Origin of the sequence: Lepagella muris (assembly GCF_004793975.1) — a bacterium.
Classification (GTDB): domain Bacteria; phylum Bacteroidota; class Bacteroidia; order Bacteroidales; family Muribaculaceae; genus Lepagella; species Lepagella muris.
In genome coordinates, this window is sequence record NZ_SRYB01000038.1 from 17,943 (window position 1) to 33,363 (window position 15,421).

Sequence of the window (15,421 nt, forward strand, 5' to 3'; positions counted from 1 at the left end):
ATAACTATGGCTACTTATCTGACCCAGGAAGGGTATGACAAAAAAATGAAAGAGCTCTCCGAACTTGAGGCTCAGCGACCCATGATCAAACAGGCAATTGCCGAGGCACGCGACAAAGGCGACCTTTCGGAGAATGCAGAGTATGATGCTGCCAAGGAGGCACAGGGTATGCTTGAAATGAAGATTGCCAAGATCAAAGAGCTTATAGCATCTGCACGCATCATCGACGACAGCAAGCTGAATACTGACGTAATCCAGCTCCTCAATAAAGTGACTATAAAGAACCTGAAGAATAATATGGTTGTCACTTATACCATCGTGACTGAGAATGAGGCAAATATCCGTGAGGGTAAGATCTCTTCCGCCACTCCGATCGCCCAAGGTCTGATGGGGCATAAGGTCGGCGATATCGTTAAGGTACAGGCTCCTGTCGGACAGTTGGAATTTGAGGTGATCAAAATCGAGATCTGAACATGACAATATTTTCAAAGATCATAGCAGGGGAGATTCCCTCCTATAAGATTGCGGAGAATGATAAGTTCTACGCATTCCTCGATATAAATCCTGTTAACTGGGGGCATACTCTTGTGGTGCCTAAAGAGGAGACGGATTACATCTTCGATATTGACGATGCGCAGCTCGGCGAGATGATGGTCTTTGCCAAGCACGTTGCTGCCGGCATCAAGAAAGCGATACCTTGCCGAAAGGTAGGTGTGGCAGTGTTGGGGCTTGAGGTGCCTCATGCCCACATACATCTCATCCCCATTCAGAATGAGGGTGATATGGATTTCAAGAACAAGATTGAGAATCCTACTCCGGAGAAGATGCAGGAGGTATGCAAGGCAATAACAGACGCGCTTTGCGCTAAGTGAGATGTAACATGTGACAAGTAACAGGTAATATGTTGCTTGTTACAAGTAATAAGAAATAAATTGGGGTGGAAGTTGAAAATCATTTATGATTCAACTTCCACCCCTCATTTTATCGCTAAGTGCGAAATGCACACCATTGCTTATTACATGTCACTTATTACATATAACATGTCGCTTAGCGCGCAGTCCGCTTGTTATTTTACCAGGAAATGATCGCCTGATTCCTTGACGATGTTCTCGTAGTATTTCTTATCATAGCCCGGGAACGTAGGATATACCGGCAGACCATATTCACTCTTAATGAAATTGCCGTTCTCATCGGTCTTCTTCATGTTGCCGTCCATGAACTTCACGAATAGATATTGTCCGAGGTCACGATAGGCATCGGTAGCCTCTTTCGCTATTGCTTTACCCTCACTGTTGACGCTTGCCACCAATGCCGCCTTGTCACCTCTGTCGAGCATTGATTTCAGTTCCTTCTCACGGGAGGCACGAGATGATATATATTTTTTCTCCAGACCACCCTGCACCTTACGGATATCGGGAATCATAAGGTCATAGCGGTTGTAGGCCTGGTTTGCCACCCAGTTTGTCATCCAGAAATTGGAATCAAAAGAGAATGTGTTGATGTCGCCGGGTGCGAGTTCGGCAGGCACTTCCGTCATTGAGCAATAGAACGGCATGTAGACCGTGCTGTTGGTGTCGTCGGTGCCAAACCATATAACGCCACCGATTTCATCCGGCATGTCGGCACGTGTCTGGCTTATGAAGCTCCAGCCTGTCTGCTGCGTGGCGATAGCGCGCTCCATGCAATAGGTCTTGCCATCCACCTCATACTCCATGGGGCGCCAGCGGTAGGGCACATGGTTCGGACCTGACCCAACATCCTTTGTCATATCGAATGGGGTGCCTTGAAATTGATCGCGCATACTCGCCTGCATATCCTCCAGACTGAGCTTGCGGTCGGGAATGATATATAGGGGCATGGGTTCGTTGCTGTCGTAGTTGCACCATGCGAAATATTTGTCGGCATCCTTGTTGAATCGGCGGAAATAGCTCCACACTCTGCCGTCGCAACCGCGTCGGGTGCCGGAGTCATGAGTGGAGTAGGCATCGGCAAAAGAGAAATCGGCATCCTTGCCATTGAAGTATCCGCGTCTGCGGGCGAAGGATATGACGTCCTTGCTGTGCATCACGTTCTCCTTGTCCTTGAAATCGACCTTTCTGATACGTGGCTCATTGGCATGTCCGGATATTGCGTTGTCAGGAATCCTTACGGCAATCCATACGGCACCCTTCTCCGCGCCTTTCCCGATCATCTCCATCACCCACACTTCATTCTTATCGGCAATGGAGAATGACTCGCCACTGCTTGCATAGCCATATTTGTCAACAAGGTCGGTCATCACCTTTATAGCCTCGCGTGCAGTCTTCGAGCGTTCGAGAGCAATCTGTATGAGAGAGCCGTAGTCGATTATGGAGTTGCCGGTGGTGTCGACAAGCTCTTCATGTCCGCCCCAGGTGCTCTCGCCGATAGCCACCTGAAATTCATTGATATTGCCCACCACGTTATAGGTCTCAGCCGGCTGGGGTATCTCGCCGAGAGGTTTCGAAGTGTCCCATTCCACCACCTTTCTCATTGCGCCGGGGGCATGCTTTGCAGCCGGGGTATGGTTGAGCATGCCGTAAAGGTTGTGGGAATCTGCGGAATACGTCATGAAGACAGATCCGTCGGTTGTGGCTTTCGGTCCGGCTATAAGGTTCGTACAAGCCGCCGCATCGGGAGCCTGCAAGGCTGCCGCAGAAAGCAAAATTGCTAAAGATAAAGATGTTCGTGTCATGAGAATAAGATTCAGTTGACGTTGCATCCGCCCGTAGGCATCATGCAACTGCATTTGCTTACGAAGTTACTACAAATAGATGATATATGCAAGTTTGGCGACGTGGGAATTATTTCGTAACTTTGCAAAAAGTTTGCTCCGCGCGTAAGTAATCGTAAAAAATGTCTCCGGTTAAAGAAAAGAAGCCGTCAGAAGCGTTAATATACGGTAGGGACGCCATGGAGGCTATCCCGAAATGTATTGACTCAAAATATAATTACCATAATATGGACGAAAATAAAGTTGCCAAGACGTTTGAAGATCTTGGCGTGGAACCTCGGTTGCTGAAAGCTATCGGGGAAATGGGTTTTGAATCACCGATGCCTATTCAGGAGATGGTCATACCGCATCTCCTCGAAAAAGATGGGGATGTGGTCGGTCTCGCCCAGACCGGTACCGGAAAGACGGCTGCATTCGGTCTGCCGGTGCTCCAGCGTATAGACGTAAGTAAGAATGTGCCGCAGGCACTCATCATCGCTCCTACCAGAGAGCTTTGTCTACAGATAGCAGGCGATCTTGCAGATTTCTCAAAATATATAGATTCCCTGCGAATACTCCCTGTATATGGCGGATCAAGTATTGATAGCCAGATACGCACTCTCCGCAAGGGTGTGCAGGTGGTGGTGGCTACTCCCGGACGACTGATCGATCTTATAAAGCGTGGGGAGGTGAAGCTCTCCGATGTGCATACCGTCATTCTTGATGAGGCTGACGAGATGCTCAACATGGGATTCCTCGATGATATAAAGGAGATACTCACTCACGTGCCGGAGGAGCGAAAGATGCTTATGTTCTCCGCTACGATGCCTAAGGAGATTGCCGGAATAGCCAAGGAATTCATGCATGAGCCGGTGGAATTTGTGGCAGGCAATAAGAATGAGGGCTCTAAGAACGTGCGCCACATATATTATATGGTCAAGGCGCACGATAAATATCTCGCCCTTAAACGTATTGCCGACAATAATCCGGATATCTACGGCATCATCTTCTGCCGCACCCGTAAGGAGACGCAGGAGATTGCCGACAAACTCATCAACGACGGTTATAATGCCGATTGTCTTCATGGGGATCTGTCGCAGGCACAGCGCGACCTGGCTATGAAGAAATTCCGCGACCATGTGACGCAGCTTCTTGTGGCAACAGATGTGGCTGCACGTGGTCTCGACGTTGATGACCTGACCCACGTCATCAACTATGGATTGCCCGACGACGTGGCGGTCTACACCCATCGTTCGGGACGTACCGGACGTGCCAACAAGACTGGCGTCTCTGTGGCTATCATCCATTCGAAGGAGAAGGGACGTCTGCGTGAGATAGAGAAGAAGATAGGTAAGGAGTTTGAGTATAAGAAAGTGCCCACACCCGAACATATCATCGAGAAGCAGCTCTATAACCTTGCCGACCGCCTGGAGAGGGTGCAGGTCAACGAGTCGGAGATAGAGAAATATCTCCCCGGCGTGCGCAAGAAGCTGGAATGGCTCTCAGAGGAGGATCTTCTGAAGCGCGTGCTTTCTTTGGAATTTAATCGTCTGCTCCAGTATTATCAGGATATGCCTGACATTGACCTCAATGCCTCCGATAAAGGGGAGAAGCGCGATAAGAAGCAGGACAAGGACCGCCGAGTGGCTGAGTCCGGCTATGAGCGAATAATGGTGAACGTAGGCAAGGCTCAGGGATTCTTCCCAGGTAATCTTATGGAGATCATCAACCGTAACGTGGTCGGAAGCAAGCCGGATATCGGCAGGATTGACCTCTTGTCGGGATATACGCTTTTTGATGTGCGTAAGGATGATGCACGTCGCGTAATAGATGCTCTGAAGAATGAGGATTTCTTCGGCATTGTGTTGCGTCCGGAGATTGCCTCCGACAGGGATTATTCTCGCGATAGCCGCGACCGTCGTGAAAAACGCGGGCGTAAGTCATCGAAGGAGGATTATGGCTCTTCCAGGGATAGACGACGCAAGGACAGCAAGGATAAGAAGGAGAGCAAGAGTAAGAGAGACAGGAAGGATCCGGATAGGGAGAAACCCTTGAAGAAAGAGAAAAAGGAGAAGAAGGAGAAGAAAGGTAAAGCCGGTAAGAAGGCTGAATATAACGGAAACTATGAGATCTTTTATAAAAAGAAATAATCAAGGAGGACTGATGCGTCTGGCTATGGCTATCTTTTTTGCCATAGCCGCGCTCATGCCCCAACGTGCCGGAGCCGCTAAGGTGGCGGCTGACACGTTGTCAATCCGTGATGTTTTCGTATCACTTCAGAGCGAACCGGTTGAGATCCTTAAAAAGACCACACGCCTTGACATGCTTGACTATTGGGATGCCGATAGCGTCTATAAGGCTGTCAATGCCATGGACGGACTCTCTTGGATAGAGGCATGCACGCCTGAATATATGAAGGTGCAGCTGACTCCGGTCAGCACCCTTGAACTGCGCATGTTGCACCGCAAGAAGGGCAGCACAGTAGTGGCATCGGTCTATACTGTCGGCAGTTCAACACAAGCGGAAGACAGCGAGGTGAGATTCTACGATGATAAATTGAATGAGTTGGACTCCAAGGAATTTTTCAAGACGCCTGAACTTAAGGATTTCTTTGACATTCCCAAGGGGGCGGAAATCACCATGAAGGAGATAAAGGATATGATACCGTTCCCGACGGTGGCGTATTCCATCTCTCCCGACGAGGACTTCCTCACTGCGCGTCTCACCGTGGGGAAGTATATGGACGTAGACAATTATAAGACCATAAGCCGTTATCTGCGTCCGGAGATACGAGTGAAATTGAAATGACAAAACAATAATACATGGAACGCAAAGTAAGAGTAAGATTTGCCCCGTCGCCGACGGGACCGCTTCACATAGGGGGCGTGCGCACGGCTCTCTATAATTATATATTCGCCCGTCAGAATGGGGGCGATATGATTCTCCGCATCGAGGATACCGACAGCCGTCGGTTTGTTCCCGGCGCGGAGGAGTATATCAACGATGCCCTTCATTGGCTCGGCATAAGTTTTGACGAGGGTGTGCGCGAAGGTGGGGTCTTCGGACCCTACAAGCAGAGTGAGCGTCGCGAGATATATAAGGAGCATGTCGATATGCTTCTTGCCAACGGTAAGGCATATATTGCCTTTGATTCTCCTGAGGAGTTGGAGAAAGCGCGTCAGGATATCCCGAATTTCCAGTATGATGCCCATACCCGTGGCTCTATGCGCAACTCTCTGACCATGCCGAAGGAGGAGGTTGACCGTCTTATTGCTGACGGCGCACAATATGTGGTGCGTTTCAAGGTTGAGCCTGACCGCGACGTGGTTGTGGATGACCTTATCCGTGGGAAAGTGACCATCAACAGCAATATCCTCGACGATAAGGTGCTCTACAAGAGTGCTGACAATCTCCCGACATATCATCTCGCCAACATAGTCGATGATCATCTGATGGAGGTGAGCCACGTGATCCGTGGAGAGGAATGGCTTCCGTCGGCACCGCTCCACGTGCTTCTATACGAGGCATTTGGCTGGACCGACACGATGCCTCAGTTTGTGCATCTGCCGCTCCTGCTGAAGCCTGTAGGCAATGGTAAACTCTCGAAGCGTGATGGCGATAAACTCGGTTTCCCTGTGTTCCTTCTCGAATGGAAGGACCCTGTTACGGGCGAGATCTCTTCAGGCTATCGCGAGAAGGGGTATCTGCCGGAAGCTGTGGTGAATTTCCTTGCTCTTCTCGGCTGGAATCCCGGTGATGACAGTGAGATGATGAGCATGGACGACCTTATCCGCAAGTTCTCGTTTGCCCATTGCTCCAAGAGCGGTGCCAAGTTTGATTATAAGAAAGGTATCTGGTTTAATCATGAATATCTTGGCAAGGCAGATGATGCAGTATTGGCACAGTTGTTCCAGCCCGTACTTGTGGAGAACGGCATAACTGATGCCGATCCTGCCTACGTTGCGAAGGCAATCGGTATGGTCAAGGGTCGTGCCGACCTGATAGACGATCTCTGGACGCAGGGCGACTTCTTCTTCCGGGCGCCTGAGACGTATGCGGAGAAAGACGTCAAGAAACGTTGGAGTGAGGACACTCCGCGTATCATGGAGGAACTTATCGGATTGCTTGAAGGCATTGACGACATGACCTCGGCTAATGCAGAGAAGATCGTGCTCGGCTGGATAGCCGACAAAGGTTATCATCTCGGCAACGTTATGAACGCATTCCGTCTGGCAGTAGTAGGTGCTTGCCGTGGTCCGCACATGTTTGACATCACAGAGCTTATGCCGAAAGAGGAGGTTATTGCACGTATCCGTCGTGCAATCCACACAATCAAACGATAAATCCGCAGTCGAGGCTTGCTGCCTACAACATGGGCTTGTAGCAGTCGGTTTCGGCATGCAACGGTCAGAAAAGTCCTTTCTGTCAATATTGACAATATCGTCATTAATGACAGAAAGGACTTTTTTGCATTAAGGACTTTAAGATCCTTAATACCCTTAAAGAAATCCTTATTATTGAAGATTTTTTAAGAGAAACATTAAAGAATGTTAAAGTGGTAATTTTTTTTATGTTATATAGCAGATTTTGAAAAATAATTTGTAATTTTGCAGTGAGTTTTTCATGGTATTAGATTTTAAGGTTAACAGAAGATTGGTTGTCGGGATGACAATCAATTTTTTTTGTATACTATTGATAGTTTGAGAAGTTGATAATGTGTTTATAATCAAAATATTATATAAAATACAAAATGAAAGAGATACTGAAATTCCTGAAGTCTTTGGCAGGAAACAATAACCGGGAATGGTTTTTGGCGCATAAGGATGAATATTTGAAGGTAAAGACACAGATAGATGAACTGACGGCTCTGCTTATAGCCGGAGTTGCTTCTTTTGAGCCTGAGGCTGCCCGTCTCTCCCCTTCAGATTGCACATACCGCATATATCGCGATACACGTTTCTCCCACGATAAGACACCATATAAGACGCATATCGGAATCTTTATATGTCCACCCTACGGAAAGAGGGTGAACCGCATGGGATATTATCTTCATATCGAACCGGGTAATTCTTTGGTGGCTGTCGGCACGGTCTGTCTGCCGTCGAAGGCGGTATCCGCCATACGTATGTCAATCTACGATAATGTGGAGGAATACATCGACATAATACATTCTCCCGAATTTAAGGAGGCTTACCCGGAAGTGGGGGAGAATCCATTGAAGACAGCGCCGAAAGGCGTGCCGAAGGATTGGGAATATGTTGAGCTGGTGCGTCCGCGGGATTTTGTGGCGAGTCATGTGCTTAAGGATTCCGAACTTTCACGTGCCGACCTGGTGGAGAAGGTGACACGGCTATTCCGTATAGGAAAACCCTTCAATGATTTCGTTAATTTTGCCTTGGATGAAATTGGTGGAGATGGCTTATAGGACTCCTAAGACTTCTAAGACTCCTAAGATTCAGTCAAGGTCATAATCAATTGAGAGCACTTTGAATTCCGTGCGGCGGTTGATCTGGTCAGCCGCATCCTGATCTTCCGGAGAGAGTGTATTGATGTAGTCCTCATTGAGCACTGTGCCCTCCGTAAATTGAGGATACTCGCGGTTGATACGTTTGGTGACGGTCTTTGGCACGCTCTCCCCATACCCTTTCGGACTGAGGCGGTCTGCGGCGATACCGGCAGCGATAAGGTAGTCAATCACGCTTTGGGCACGGCGTTCCGACAGACGGATATTATATTCGTCGCTCCCTTTGCGGTCGGTGTGCGCTCCCATCTCTATGGTCACGTTGGGATTATCTCGTAGCATCTGCGCCATCTCATCGAGTGCCGCCTTTGATTCCGGACGTAGTGTTGCCTTGTCGAAATCATAGAATATATTCTCCACCACTTGTGGCTTGTTGATTGCAGCCAGGGTGAAGTCGATGGCATATTCCGCATCCTCCTCGGCGGAATCACTCTCGAATTCCTGCTTCAGGCTGAGATAGCCGGGAGCACCGGCTTTCATCACGTATTTCACACCTCGGTCAAGGTCAAACTCAAACGAGCCGTCATCGCGAGCCACCTGTTTCTGGTTGCTGCCGTCGTCACCCACGATACGTATCACAGCATTAGGCACAGGTTCCTCATCCTTGTCGATTACGAATCCTGATATTGAGATATGTATGTCGGGAAGTTCAAAACTGAATATATGGTCGCGTCCCCGAGCATCCCCACGGTTAGAGCTAAAGAAACCGTTCTCCCCATCCCCAAACGTAATGCCGAAGTCGTCTCCCTGGCTGTTCATTGGCAATCCCATATTCTCCACGCTCCAATAGTCGCCGGTAGAGTTTAGTTTCGCCTTGAATATGTCAAGTCCGCCGAATCCCGGATGTCCGTCGGAAGAGAAATATAGCAGGGAGTCGGTGCGCGAGTAGGGGAACATCTCATTCCCCGGAGTATTGATCTGCGGACCCATATTCTCCAGACTCCCGACGCGTTCATTAAGATTGATCCTCCAGATGTCGAGACCTCCGTATCCGCCCGGCATATCACTGCAGAAATACAGGTAGCGACCGTCTGAGGAGACAGCTGGATGTCCTACGGCAGATAGTGTATCGGCGGTGATTTCCAGCTTCTGCGGTGCGCTCCAGGAGGCATCACTGCGTTTTGACGTGTAGATCTCCACGGATGTGTCGGAAGTCTCCGAGCGGCGCGCCTTGGTAAGATACATGGTCTGTCCGTCAGGCGAGAAACTCACGATACCCTCATCGGCATCCGTGTTAAGCTCACCCTCCACAGGCTGTGGAGTCTGCCACTGCCCGCGTTCATCCTTCTTGCTGAAATATATGTCGCCCTTCTTCATGCCCGTAATCTCCGAGCGTTTCTCGCCGGTAGCTTTCTCCGTTGTTGATGTGAAATATAGCTTGTCGAGCGATTTGTCGAGATACATGGGGGAGAAGTCGGCGCGTTTGGTGTTGAATATCTTTGATTTTTTCACCACATAACGTGTCTTCGGCTGCTCTTTGGCGGCAATGGCAAGTCGGCAACCTGTGACGCCTTCACGTGCAAGCGCATCATCATGCACAAGCGCGAGATATTTATCGTATTCCTCAATAGCTTGCTTATATTTCCCTGATGCCTGCAACGCCTTTCCGAGATAAAGGAATAGGGTAGAGTCGGGATATTCGTATCTCAGGGCGTTCTGAAAACTCTTTGCAGCGTTTGCCGCCATGTTAAGTTTCGCCTGGCAGAGTCCCATCTTGAAAGCCACCTCTCCACGGGCGGGACGTTCCTCTCGTTTGGTCATACGGTTATAGACCTTGCGGTACATCGCCTGGGCATCGAAATATTCACCTCGTGCAAAAGCATCATCGGCATCCGACAGCTTCACACTCCGGCATCCTCCGACAATCACCGACAATAGAATGGATAAAAGAATCGGTAATGATCTGCGGAGTGAGAAGATGTATGATGTTGATTTATGCATTTGTCGGAAGAATGAGATCGGAAGAAAATGAGATCAGAAGAAGGAGTAGGAGATCTTGAAGTTGATGAGAGGATATACGGGGAGGGCTTTCATGACGTTGAGATAATCGCCTACCTTCCCGCGCACGTTCACGAGATCCTTATTCATGTTGACACCATCGTGCAGGATGACTTGTGGTGCGCCACCCCAGAACAGCACGCCTGCCTCCACGCCTATATTCCATCGCTGCTCCTTGTCGATTGCACCACTGTAGCCGAATCCCAAATAAGGTTTGAATGGGTTGGTCTTCGCCTTTGCCCTCACCTTGCCATCCTGAGCGGGCTGCATGATATATGGCTCTCCGTTCTTGAAATCACCGATATGTATGCCGGCGCGTCCATATTCACGGAATTTCTCCTGCAATTCGAGCACCTTGTCAGGGTCAAGGTAGTTTCCTCCGCCGATAGGCACGTCATAGATATCCTCGATAGTGGTGAAATAATCATACGCACGGTTATACAGATTGAGAGCCACCAGCGTTGGCATCTGGTTGCGTTTGTTCTCTGCGCGTCCGATGATTGAATTGCCGGCATAGAAACCTGCGGTAAAATGCCAGTGACGGTTGTTCTGGAACGGGAAGACGTCGACAAGCAGTTTGAAGTTCAACATCTTCGGCTTTGCGATCATCTTAACCTCGTCATCCATGTGCAGCCCTGTCATTTCATACACCATATCCTGTATGTGGCTTATGTCATTATTTACGTTCCCCTCATTGAAAGAGGAGATCTCGAAACTTAGTGGGAGATGAAACGACGGTATCCACTCCACTCCGGCACGCAGGCGAGTCCATTTCGTTATAGGTGTGGCGAGTTCAAGACCGAGTCCACCGGTTCCGAGGGTGAAAGCCGCCTCCAGATTGTCGGCAACGTTATTCTGTCGGCACCATTCCTTAAGGCTTATACGATTGGAGGCAGTTGGCTTTGGTGTAGGACGACGGAACAGGAGGGAATCGTCGGGTAATGATTCCTTCTTATTGTTGTTGGGCACCCTGTATACTTTCGTAAACTTATGGTTCAATTGCGCATTGACATCCGTAGAGAATGCGGCGAGAGCCGCGATAGCTAATATTGATAAAAAAAACTTACGCATACAAATATTGTCGGTGATAATAATCTGCAAAATTAGTAAAATTTTGTCAGACAAACGAACACCATCTGCAAAATCACCACAAAGATCACAAAGTTATGTAAAAAAACTCCGTGCCCTCCCTGGTTTATTTCCACCGCAGAGCGCACAGAGAGCACGGAGAAAAATAAAAAATCTCCGCGTCCTCCGCGTTATTCTCGGTTTATTTTCACCGCAGAGCGCACGGAGACCACAGAGAAAAATAAAAAATCTCCGCGCTCTTCGTGGTTTATTTCCACCGCATAGCACACGGAGACCACATAGGAAAATAAAAAATCTCCGTGCCCTCCGCGTTCTTCGCGGTTTATTTTCACCACAGAGCGCACGGAGACCACGGAGAAAAATAAAAAATCTCCGCGCCCTCCGCGTTCTTCGCGGTTTATTTTCACCACGGAGATCACAGAGAAAAACACCGTGCTCTCCGTGGTCGTGATACCGTTTATTCAATCGTTAAAATATAACGCTTTATACCATTTTTCATTAGCCGTTCGTTAAAATTCATCAGATACCCTAATCGATATGAACCTAATTTCATATAAGTGAGAATTTGAGCGGTGTGAATATCTTTTAGAGTTTCGACCGATTTCAATTCAATGACAATCTGTTTTTCAACCAATAGATCAATCTTATATCCCGATTCAAGTTTAATTAAGCCGTAAATAATGGGTATGCTTTTTTGACGTTCGACAAACAATCCTCGTGTGGTTAACTCATACATAAGACATGTCTCATAACAAGATTCAAGCAATCCAGGACCTAATAGGCGATGTACCGTTATGGCAGCATCCACTATAATAGTGCCAATTTCATTAATATTCATGATACATAGGTGTAAATTATTATGTGTCAAATTTACAAAATATTATTTGAAAAATACAATAAAATAAATTTATTATCACAGAAACACTAATTCCCACATGACTTTATTATTAAAAACTAAATACAGCAGTGGTTTATTTCCACCACAGAGACCACGGAGAAAAAATAAAAAACCTCCGCGCCCTCCGCGTTCTTCGCGGTTTATTTCCTCCACAGAGCACACAGGGACCACGGAGGAAAAATAAAGAACTCCGCGCCCTCCGCGTTCTTCTCGGTTTATTTTCACCACAGAGCGCACAGGGACCACGGAGAAAAATAAAAAAAACTCCACGCTCACCGCGTTCTTCGTGGTTTATTTCCACCGCAGAGCATACGGAGCGCACAGAGACCACGGAGAAAAAATAAAAAAAACTCCGCGCCCTCCGCGTTCTCCGCGGTTTATCTCCACCGCAGAGCGCACGGAGGGCACGGAGAAAAAATAAAAAAAACTCCGCGCCCTCCGCGTTCTCCGCGGTTTATTTTCACCACAGAGTAAACAGAGACCACAGAGAAAAAATAAAAAAACTCCGCGCCCTCTGCACCCTTTGCGGTTGTGATTTCGTCCGAATGATGAATGGTTAAAAATGGTTGGAGAAATGTGCTGAAATATTGTGCTAAAAGGAATAATTTTAAGAAAAATTGAGAAAGTTGCGATATTTTTTTCTAAAAATTTGTTAGATACAATAAAGAGTCTTACCTTTGTGGTCAATTTTCAGAGTGAATTCGGGTATCCGAGTCCCTGATATGAAGCTTTAATGTCTTCTTTCCACAACCGCAATTCACTTAAAGTTAATATAGTAATGCTGATAAGGTCGGTTGTCCGACGGGGTGTCAGCGCGTCTATGTCTAACAAAAAATGGAACACTACAATAAAAAACAAATATTAATCAATTCAAATCTATTAAGGAATGAATAGAAAACTAATCAACGGCTTGCTGTTGCTTACCGTTACGACCGGTGGGGTCGGCATGTTCACTTCTTGTAAGGACAACGAGGACAGCTTCAAAACTGAAATCAAACAGTCGCAGTCCGATGTTGTGAAAATGCTTCAGGATCTTATCGCTGAAAAACAGGATAAGGGCGAATACGCTACGGTGGCTAGGTTGCAGGCACTTGAGGCACGTGTGCTTACCCTTGAAACAGCCGGTTATCTTACTCAAGCAGATAAGACGGAATTAATCGGTCTTATTGAACAGGCAAAAAATGCAGCCAATGGTGCGAATGCTACAGCGCAGGCCGCCTTGACTAAAGCTAATGAGGCAGCACAGGCTGCTGCTGCTGCACAGGCTGCTGCTGAGGCAGCGCAAGGCACAGCAAATGCTGCACAAGCTGCTGCTGATGCAGCACAAGCTGCTGCTGATGCAGCACAGGCTGCTGCTGATGCTGCTCAGATTACAGGAAATGAAGCCCTTGCTGCCGCTGGGAAAATTACTTCTTTTGTTGATAAGATGTTTGCGCAGCTCATCACCAACATCGAGATTCAGCGTTGTGTTAACCCGATGTTCGGTACGTTCAACCTGCCTATCGGTGTAAGCAACACAATCCTTGCCAACTACTTCTATTCTGCTGACCACGACATCCATTTCCCGAACAATGGAAACTCCGTGTTTGAGTACAGCCAGGATAATCTTGCCGGCGACCTCGGTGATGCTGTATGGGCAGCTCTTGGTCATTCAGCAACCAACGAAGCTGATTTGGTTACAAAGGATACTAAGATTGGAACCCTCGGTAATCTTTACGTTACAGTTAATCCCAGCAACATCGATTGCAGCGGCATGAAGATCCGTCTTGTCAAGAGCAATGGTGAATATGTGCTCGGTCAGCTTGAACTTGTAAAGGATAATGATGTTGAATTCAATTTCGGTGTCTCTTTCGGCACACGTGCCGGCAAGCAGAACGGTCTCTACAGAGTTAACATCCTTCCCACAGTTGACGATATTGCAGCTATCAAACTTGAGATTGATCCTGCATTGAAATCAGCGGTTAAGGATCTTTACAACGACCGCTCTAAGTCAAGCATCGCTGATCTTGCAGCTGCTCTCTATCGTCAGTTTGACGGTATCCTTCCTGCATACGCAGTCGAGCTCACAACGCAGTCTCCTATCTTCGGGTCAGATGCTACTGAAGATCGTTCAATCCTTTCAAAGTATGACATTGCAGCTACTACGTTCCATCCATTGAGCTTCCGTACAGCTGAAGGTATGTCGTCAAGCAAGAAGCTTCCGACATTCGGTCGCTTGTCAAACGTTCTCCATGATTTCTTCGCTGATCTCAGAAAGGATATCAAGATTGAGTTGAATCTTGGCATCGATGAGTCAAAATATAATTGGGATTTCAGTCTTAAAGATGTTAAATTTGAGATTGAGAAATCACAGATAAAGATAGATCTTTCATCAGTAAAGGATGGTATGGGCAATCCTCTTGAGGGTGAACTTATACTTGGCTATGATGGTGGTACGGTTTCAATACCTGGAGACAATAACACCGCGTTGAACGACTTTGTCAACTCTATTGTAGAATCCATCAACGGAGATCCGAATAAACCGGGTTCCGGATTTACCGGTGAGATTGAGGCTGCCGTTAAGGAGCAGTTGATCGGTCAGGTTGAGACTCTTATCTCAGATATCAATAGCCAACTTAAGAGCGTAGATGCTTCAATCAATGAACAGTTGACCGATATCCTTGACAAGATTGAGAATCAGATTGCCGGCAAACTTGACGGTGCACAGAAATTTGTTGAACTCTGGAACCGCATCGCCAATAAGGTTAATGGTATCCTTGAGAACCCGAATGCATATCTGCAGGTATATGCAGCATACAAGGGCGGAGATGGCGAGCTTCACCATTTCTCAACAGATTGGACAGATCCTTCGGTATTTGTAAAGGGTAGCGGTAACTCAGTGACAATGTATCTCACTTCTTACAATGCAGAACTCGTGGTTCCGGCTTACAAGAAGTATGTTGCAGTTGTAGGTGAGGTTAAGGCTGACGGCACTCTTGACGCATCCAACGTGGCTAATCTAAATGCCGGTGGCGCAGGTCTTAATGAAGTGCTTGCAGGCACAGTAAACCGTGTAGGTATTGATGCAAGCAAACTCCAGTCAGGCAAGACATACGCAATTCTCTACTCCGCACTTGACTACCGTGGCTACACATCTACCCGTCGTTACTACGTTACGGTTAAGTAATCACTGAGTTGTTATATA

At 47.6% G+C, this 15,421-nt stretch carries 11 protein-coding genes; 7 read left to right on the forward strand and 4 right to left on the reverse strand.

What is annotated here, in order from left to right:
• The first annotated feature begins 6 nt into the window (after window positions 1-6).
• Both greA and E5331_RS17760 read left to right on the forward strand, forming a co-directional pair.
• Window positions 7-471: a transcription elongation factor GreA gene (gene greA / locus E5331_RS17755; RefSeq protein ID WP_123482421.1), complete on the forward strand. Its 465-nt coding sequence runs from the start codon at window positions 7-9 to the stop codon at window positions 469-471.
• 2 nt (window positions 472-473) lie between these two features.
• A complete protein-coding gene (locus E5331_RS17760) occupies window positions 474-872 on the forward strand; it encodes an HIT family protein (RefSeq protein ID WP_123482420.1) in 399 nt (132 codons plus the stop codon).
• 194 nt (window positions 873-1,066) lie between these two features.
• Here the strand turns inward: E5331_RS17760 and E5331_RS17765 are convergent, their stop codons facing one another.
• The gene (locus E5331_RS17765; RefSeq protein WP_123482454.1) at window positions 1,067-2,713 is read right to left on the reverse strand and encodes a dipeptidase; all 1,647 of its coding nucleotides are present in this window, start codon (window positions 2,711-2,713) and stop codon (window positions 1,067-1,069) included.
• A 266-nt stretch (window positions 2,714-2,979) separates the two neighbouring features.
• Here E5331_RS17765 and E5331_RS17770 point away from each other — a divergent pair, with 266 nt between their 5' ends.
• The 4 genes from E5331_RS17770 to E5331_RS17785 all read left to right on the forward strand — a co-directional run bounded on the left by E5331_RS17770 (window position 2,980) and on the right by E5331_RS17785 (window position 8,156).
• Window positions 2,980-4,881: a DEAD/DEAH box helicase gene (locus tag E5331_RS17770; protein WP_123482453.1), complete on the forward strand. Its 1,902-nt coding sequence runs from the start codon at window positions 2,980-2,982 to the stop codon at window positions 4,879-4,881.
• Window positions 4,856-5,539, forward strand: coding sequence for a DUF3256 family protein (locus tag E5331_RS17775; RefSeq protein ID WP_123482419.1), 684 nt, complete (start codon window positions 4,856-4,858; stop codon window positions 5,537-5,539). Before E5331_RS17770 ends, E5331_RS17775 begins: the two co-directional genes overlap by 26 nt.
• A gap of 14 nt (window positions 5,540-5,553) precedes the next feature.
• Window positions 5,554-7,074, forward strand: a complete 1,521-nt coding sequence (gltX, locus tag E5331_RS17780; protein ID WP_123482418.1) for a glutamate--tRNA ligase — start codon at window positions 5,554-5,556, stop codon at window positions 7,072-7,074.
• Between the two features lie 407 nt (window positions 7,075-7,481).
• A complete protein-coding gene (locus E5331_RS17785) occupies window positions 7,482-8,156 on the forward strand; it encodes a DUF2461 domain-containing protein (protein WP_123482417.1) in 675 nt (224 codons plus the stop codon).
• Window positions 8,157-8,186: 30 nt separating this feature from the next.
• On the opposite strand, the gene porE is transcribed toward E5331_RS17785, so the two are convergent.
• The 3 genes from porE to E5331_RS17800 form a co-directional block, all read right to left on the reverse strand.
• Window positions 8,187-10,193 carry a PorE family type IX secretion system protein gene (porE, locus tag E5331_RS17790; protein ID WP_135985855.1) on the reverse strand — a complete coding sequence of 669 codons (2,007 nt, stop codon included), beginning with the start codon at window positions 10,191-10,193 and terminating at the stop codon, window positions 8,187-8,189.
• 33 nt (window positions 10,194-10,226) lie between these two features.
• Complete coding sequence (locus tag E5331_RS17795; RefSeq protein ID WP_123482415.1) at window positions 10,227-11,321, reverse strand: hypothetical protein; 1,095 nt, start codon at window positions 11,319-11,321, stop codon at window positions 10,227-10,229.
• 475 nt (window positions 11,322-11,796) lie between these two features.
• Window positions 11,797-12,180 carry a GxxExxY protein gene (locus tag E5331_RS17800; RefSeq protein ID WP_420813852.1) on the reverse strand — a complete coding sequence of 128 codons (384 nt, stop codon included), beginning with the start codon at window positions 12,178-12,180 and terminating at the stop codon, window positions 11,797-11,799.
• Between the two features lie 943 nt (window positions 12,181-13,123).
• Here E5331_RS17800 and E5331_RS17805 point away from each other — a divergent pair.
• Complete coding sequence (locus E5331_RS17805; protein ID WP_135985857.1) at window positions 13,124-15,403, forward strand: hypothetical protein; 2,280 nt, start codon at window positions 13,124-13,126, stop codon at window positions 15,401-15,403.
• The last annotated feature ends 18 nt before the right edge of the window (window positions 15,404-15,421 follow it).

Bases quoted from the DNA above. Each gene is read 5' to 3' on its own strand.
- E5331_RS17795 (WP_123482415.1), bottom strand. From the start codon at position 11,321: ATGCGTAAGTTTTTTTTATCAATATTAGCTATCGCGGCTCTCGCCGCA.
- gltX (WP_123482418.1), top strand. From the start codon at position 5,554: ATGGAACGCAAAGTAAGAGTAAGATTTGCCCCGTCGCCGACGGGACCG.
- E5331_RS17770 (WP_123482453.1), top strand. From the start codon at position 2,980: ATGGACGAAAATAAAGTTGCCAAGACGTTTGAAGATCTTGGCGTGGAA.
- E5331_RS17765 (WP_123482454.1), bottom strand. From the start codon at position 2,713: ATGACACGAACATCTTTATCTTTAGCAATTTTGCTTTCTGCGGCAGCC.
- E5331_RS17775 (WP_123482419.1), top strand. From the start codon at position 4,856: ATGAGATCTTTTATAAAAAGAAATAATCAAGGAGGACTGATGCGTCTG.
- E5331_RS17785 (WP_123482417.1), top strand. From the start codon at position 7,482: ATGAAAGAGATACTGAAATTCCTGAAGTCTTTGGCAGGAAACAATAAC.
- E5331_RS17805 (WP_135985857.1), top strand. From the start codon at position 13,124: ATGAATAGAAAACTAATCAACGGCTTGCTGTTGCTTACCGTTACGACC.
- greA (WP_123482421.1), top strand. From the start codon at position 7: ATGGCTACTTATCTGACCCAGGAAGGGTATGACAAAAAAATGAAAGAG.
- porE (WP_135985855.1), bottom strand. From the start codon at position 10,193: ATGCATAAATCAACATCATACATCTTCTCACTCCGCAGATCATTACCG.
- E5331_RS17760 (WP_123482420.1), top strand. From the start codon at position 474: ATGACAATATTTTCAAAGATCATAGCAGGGGAGATTCCCTCCTATAAG.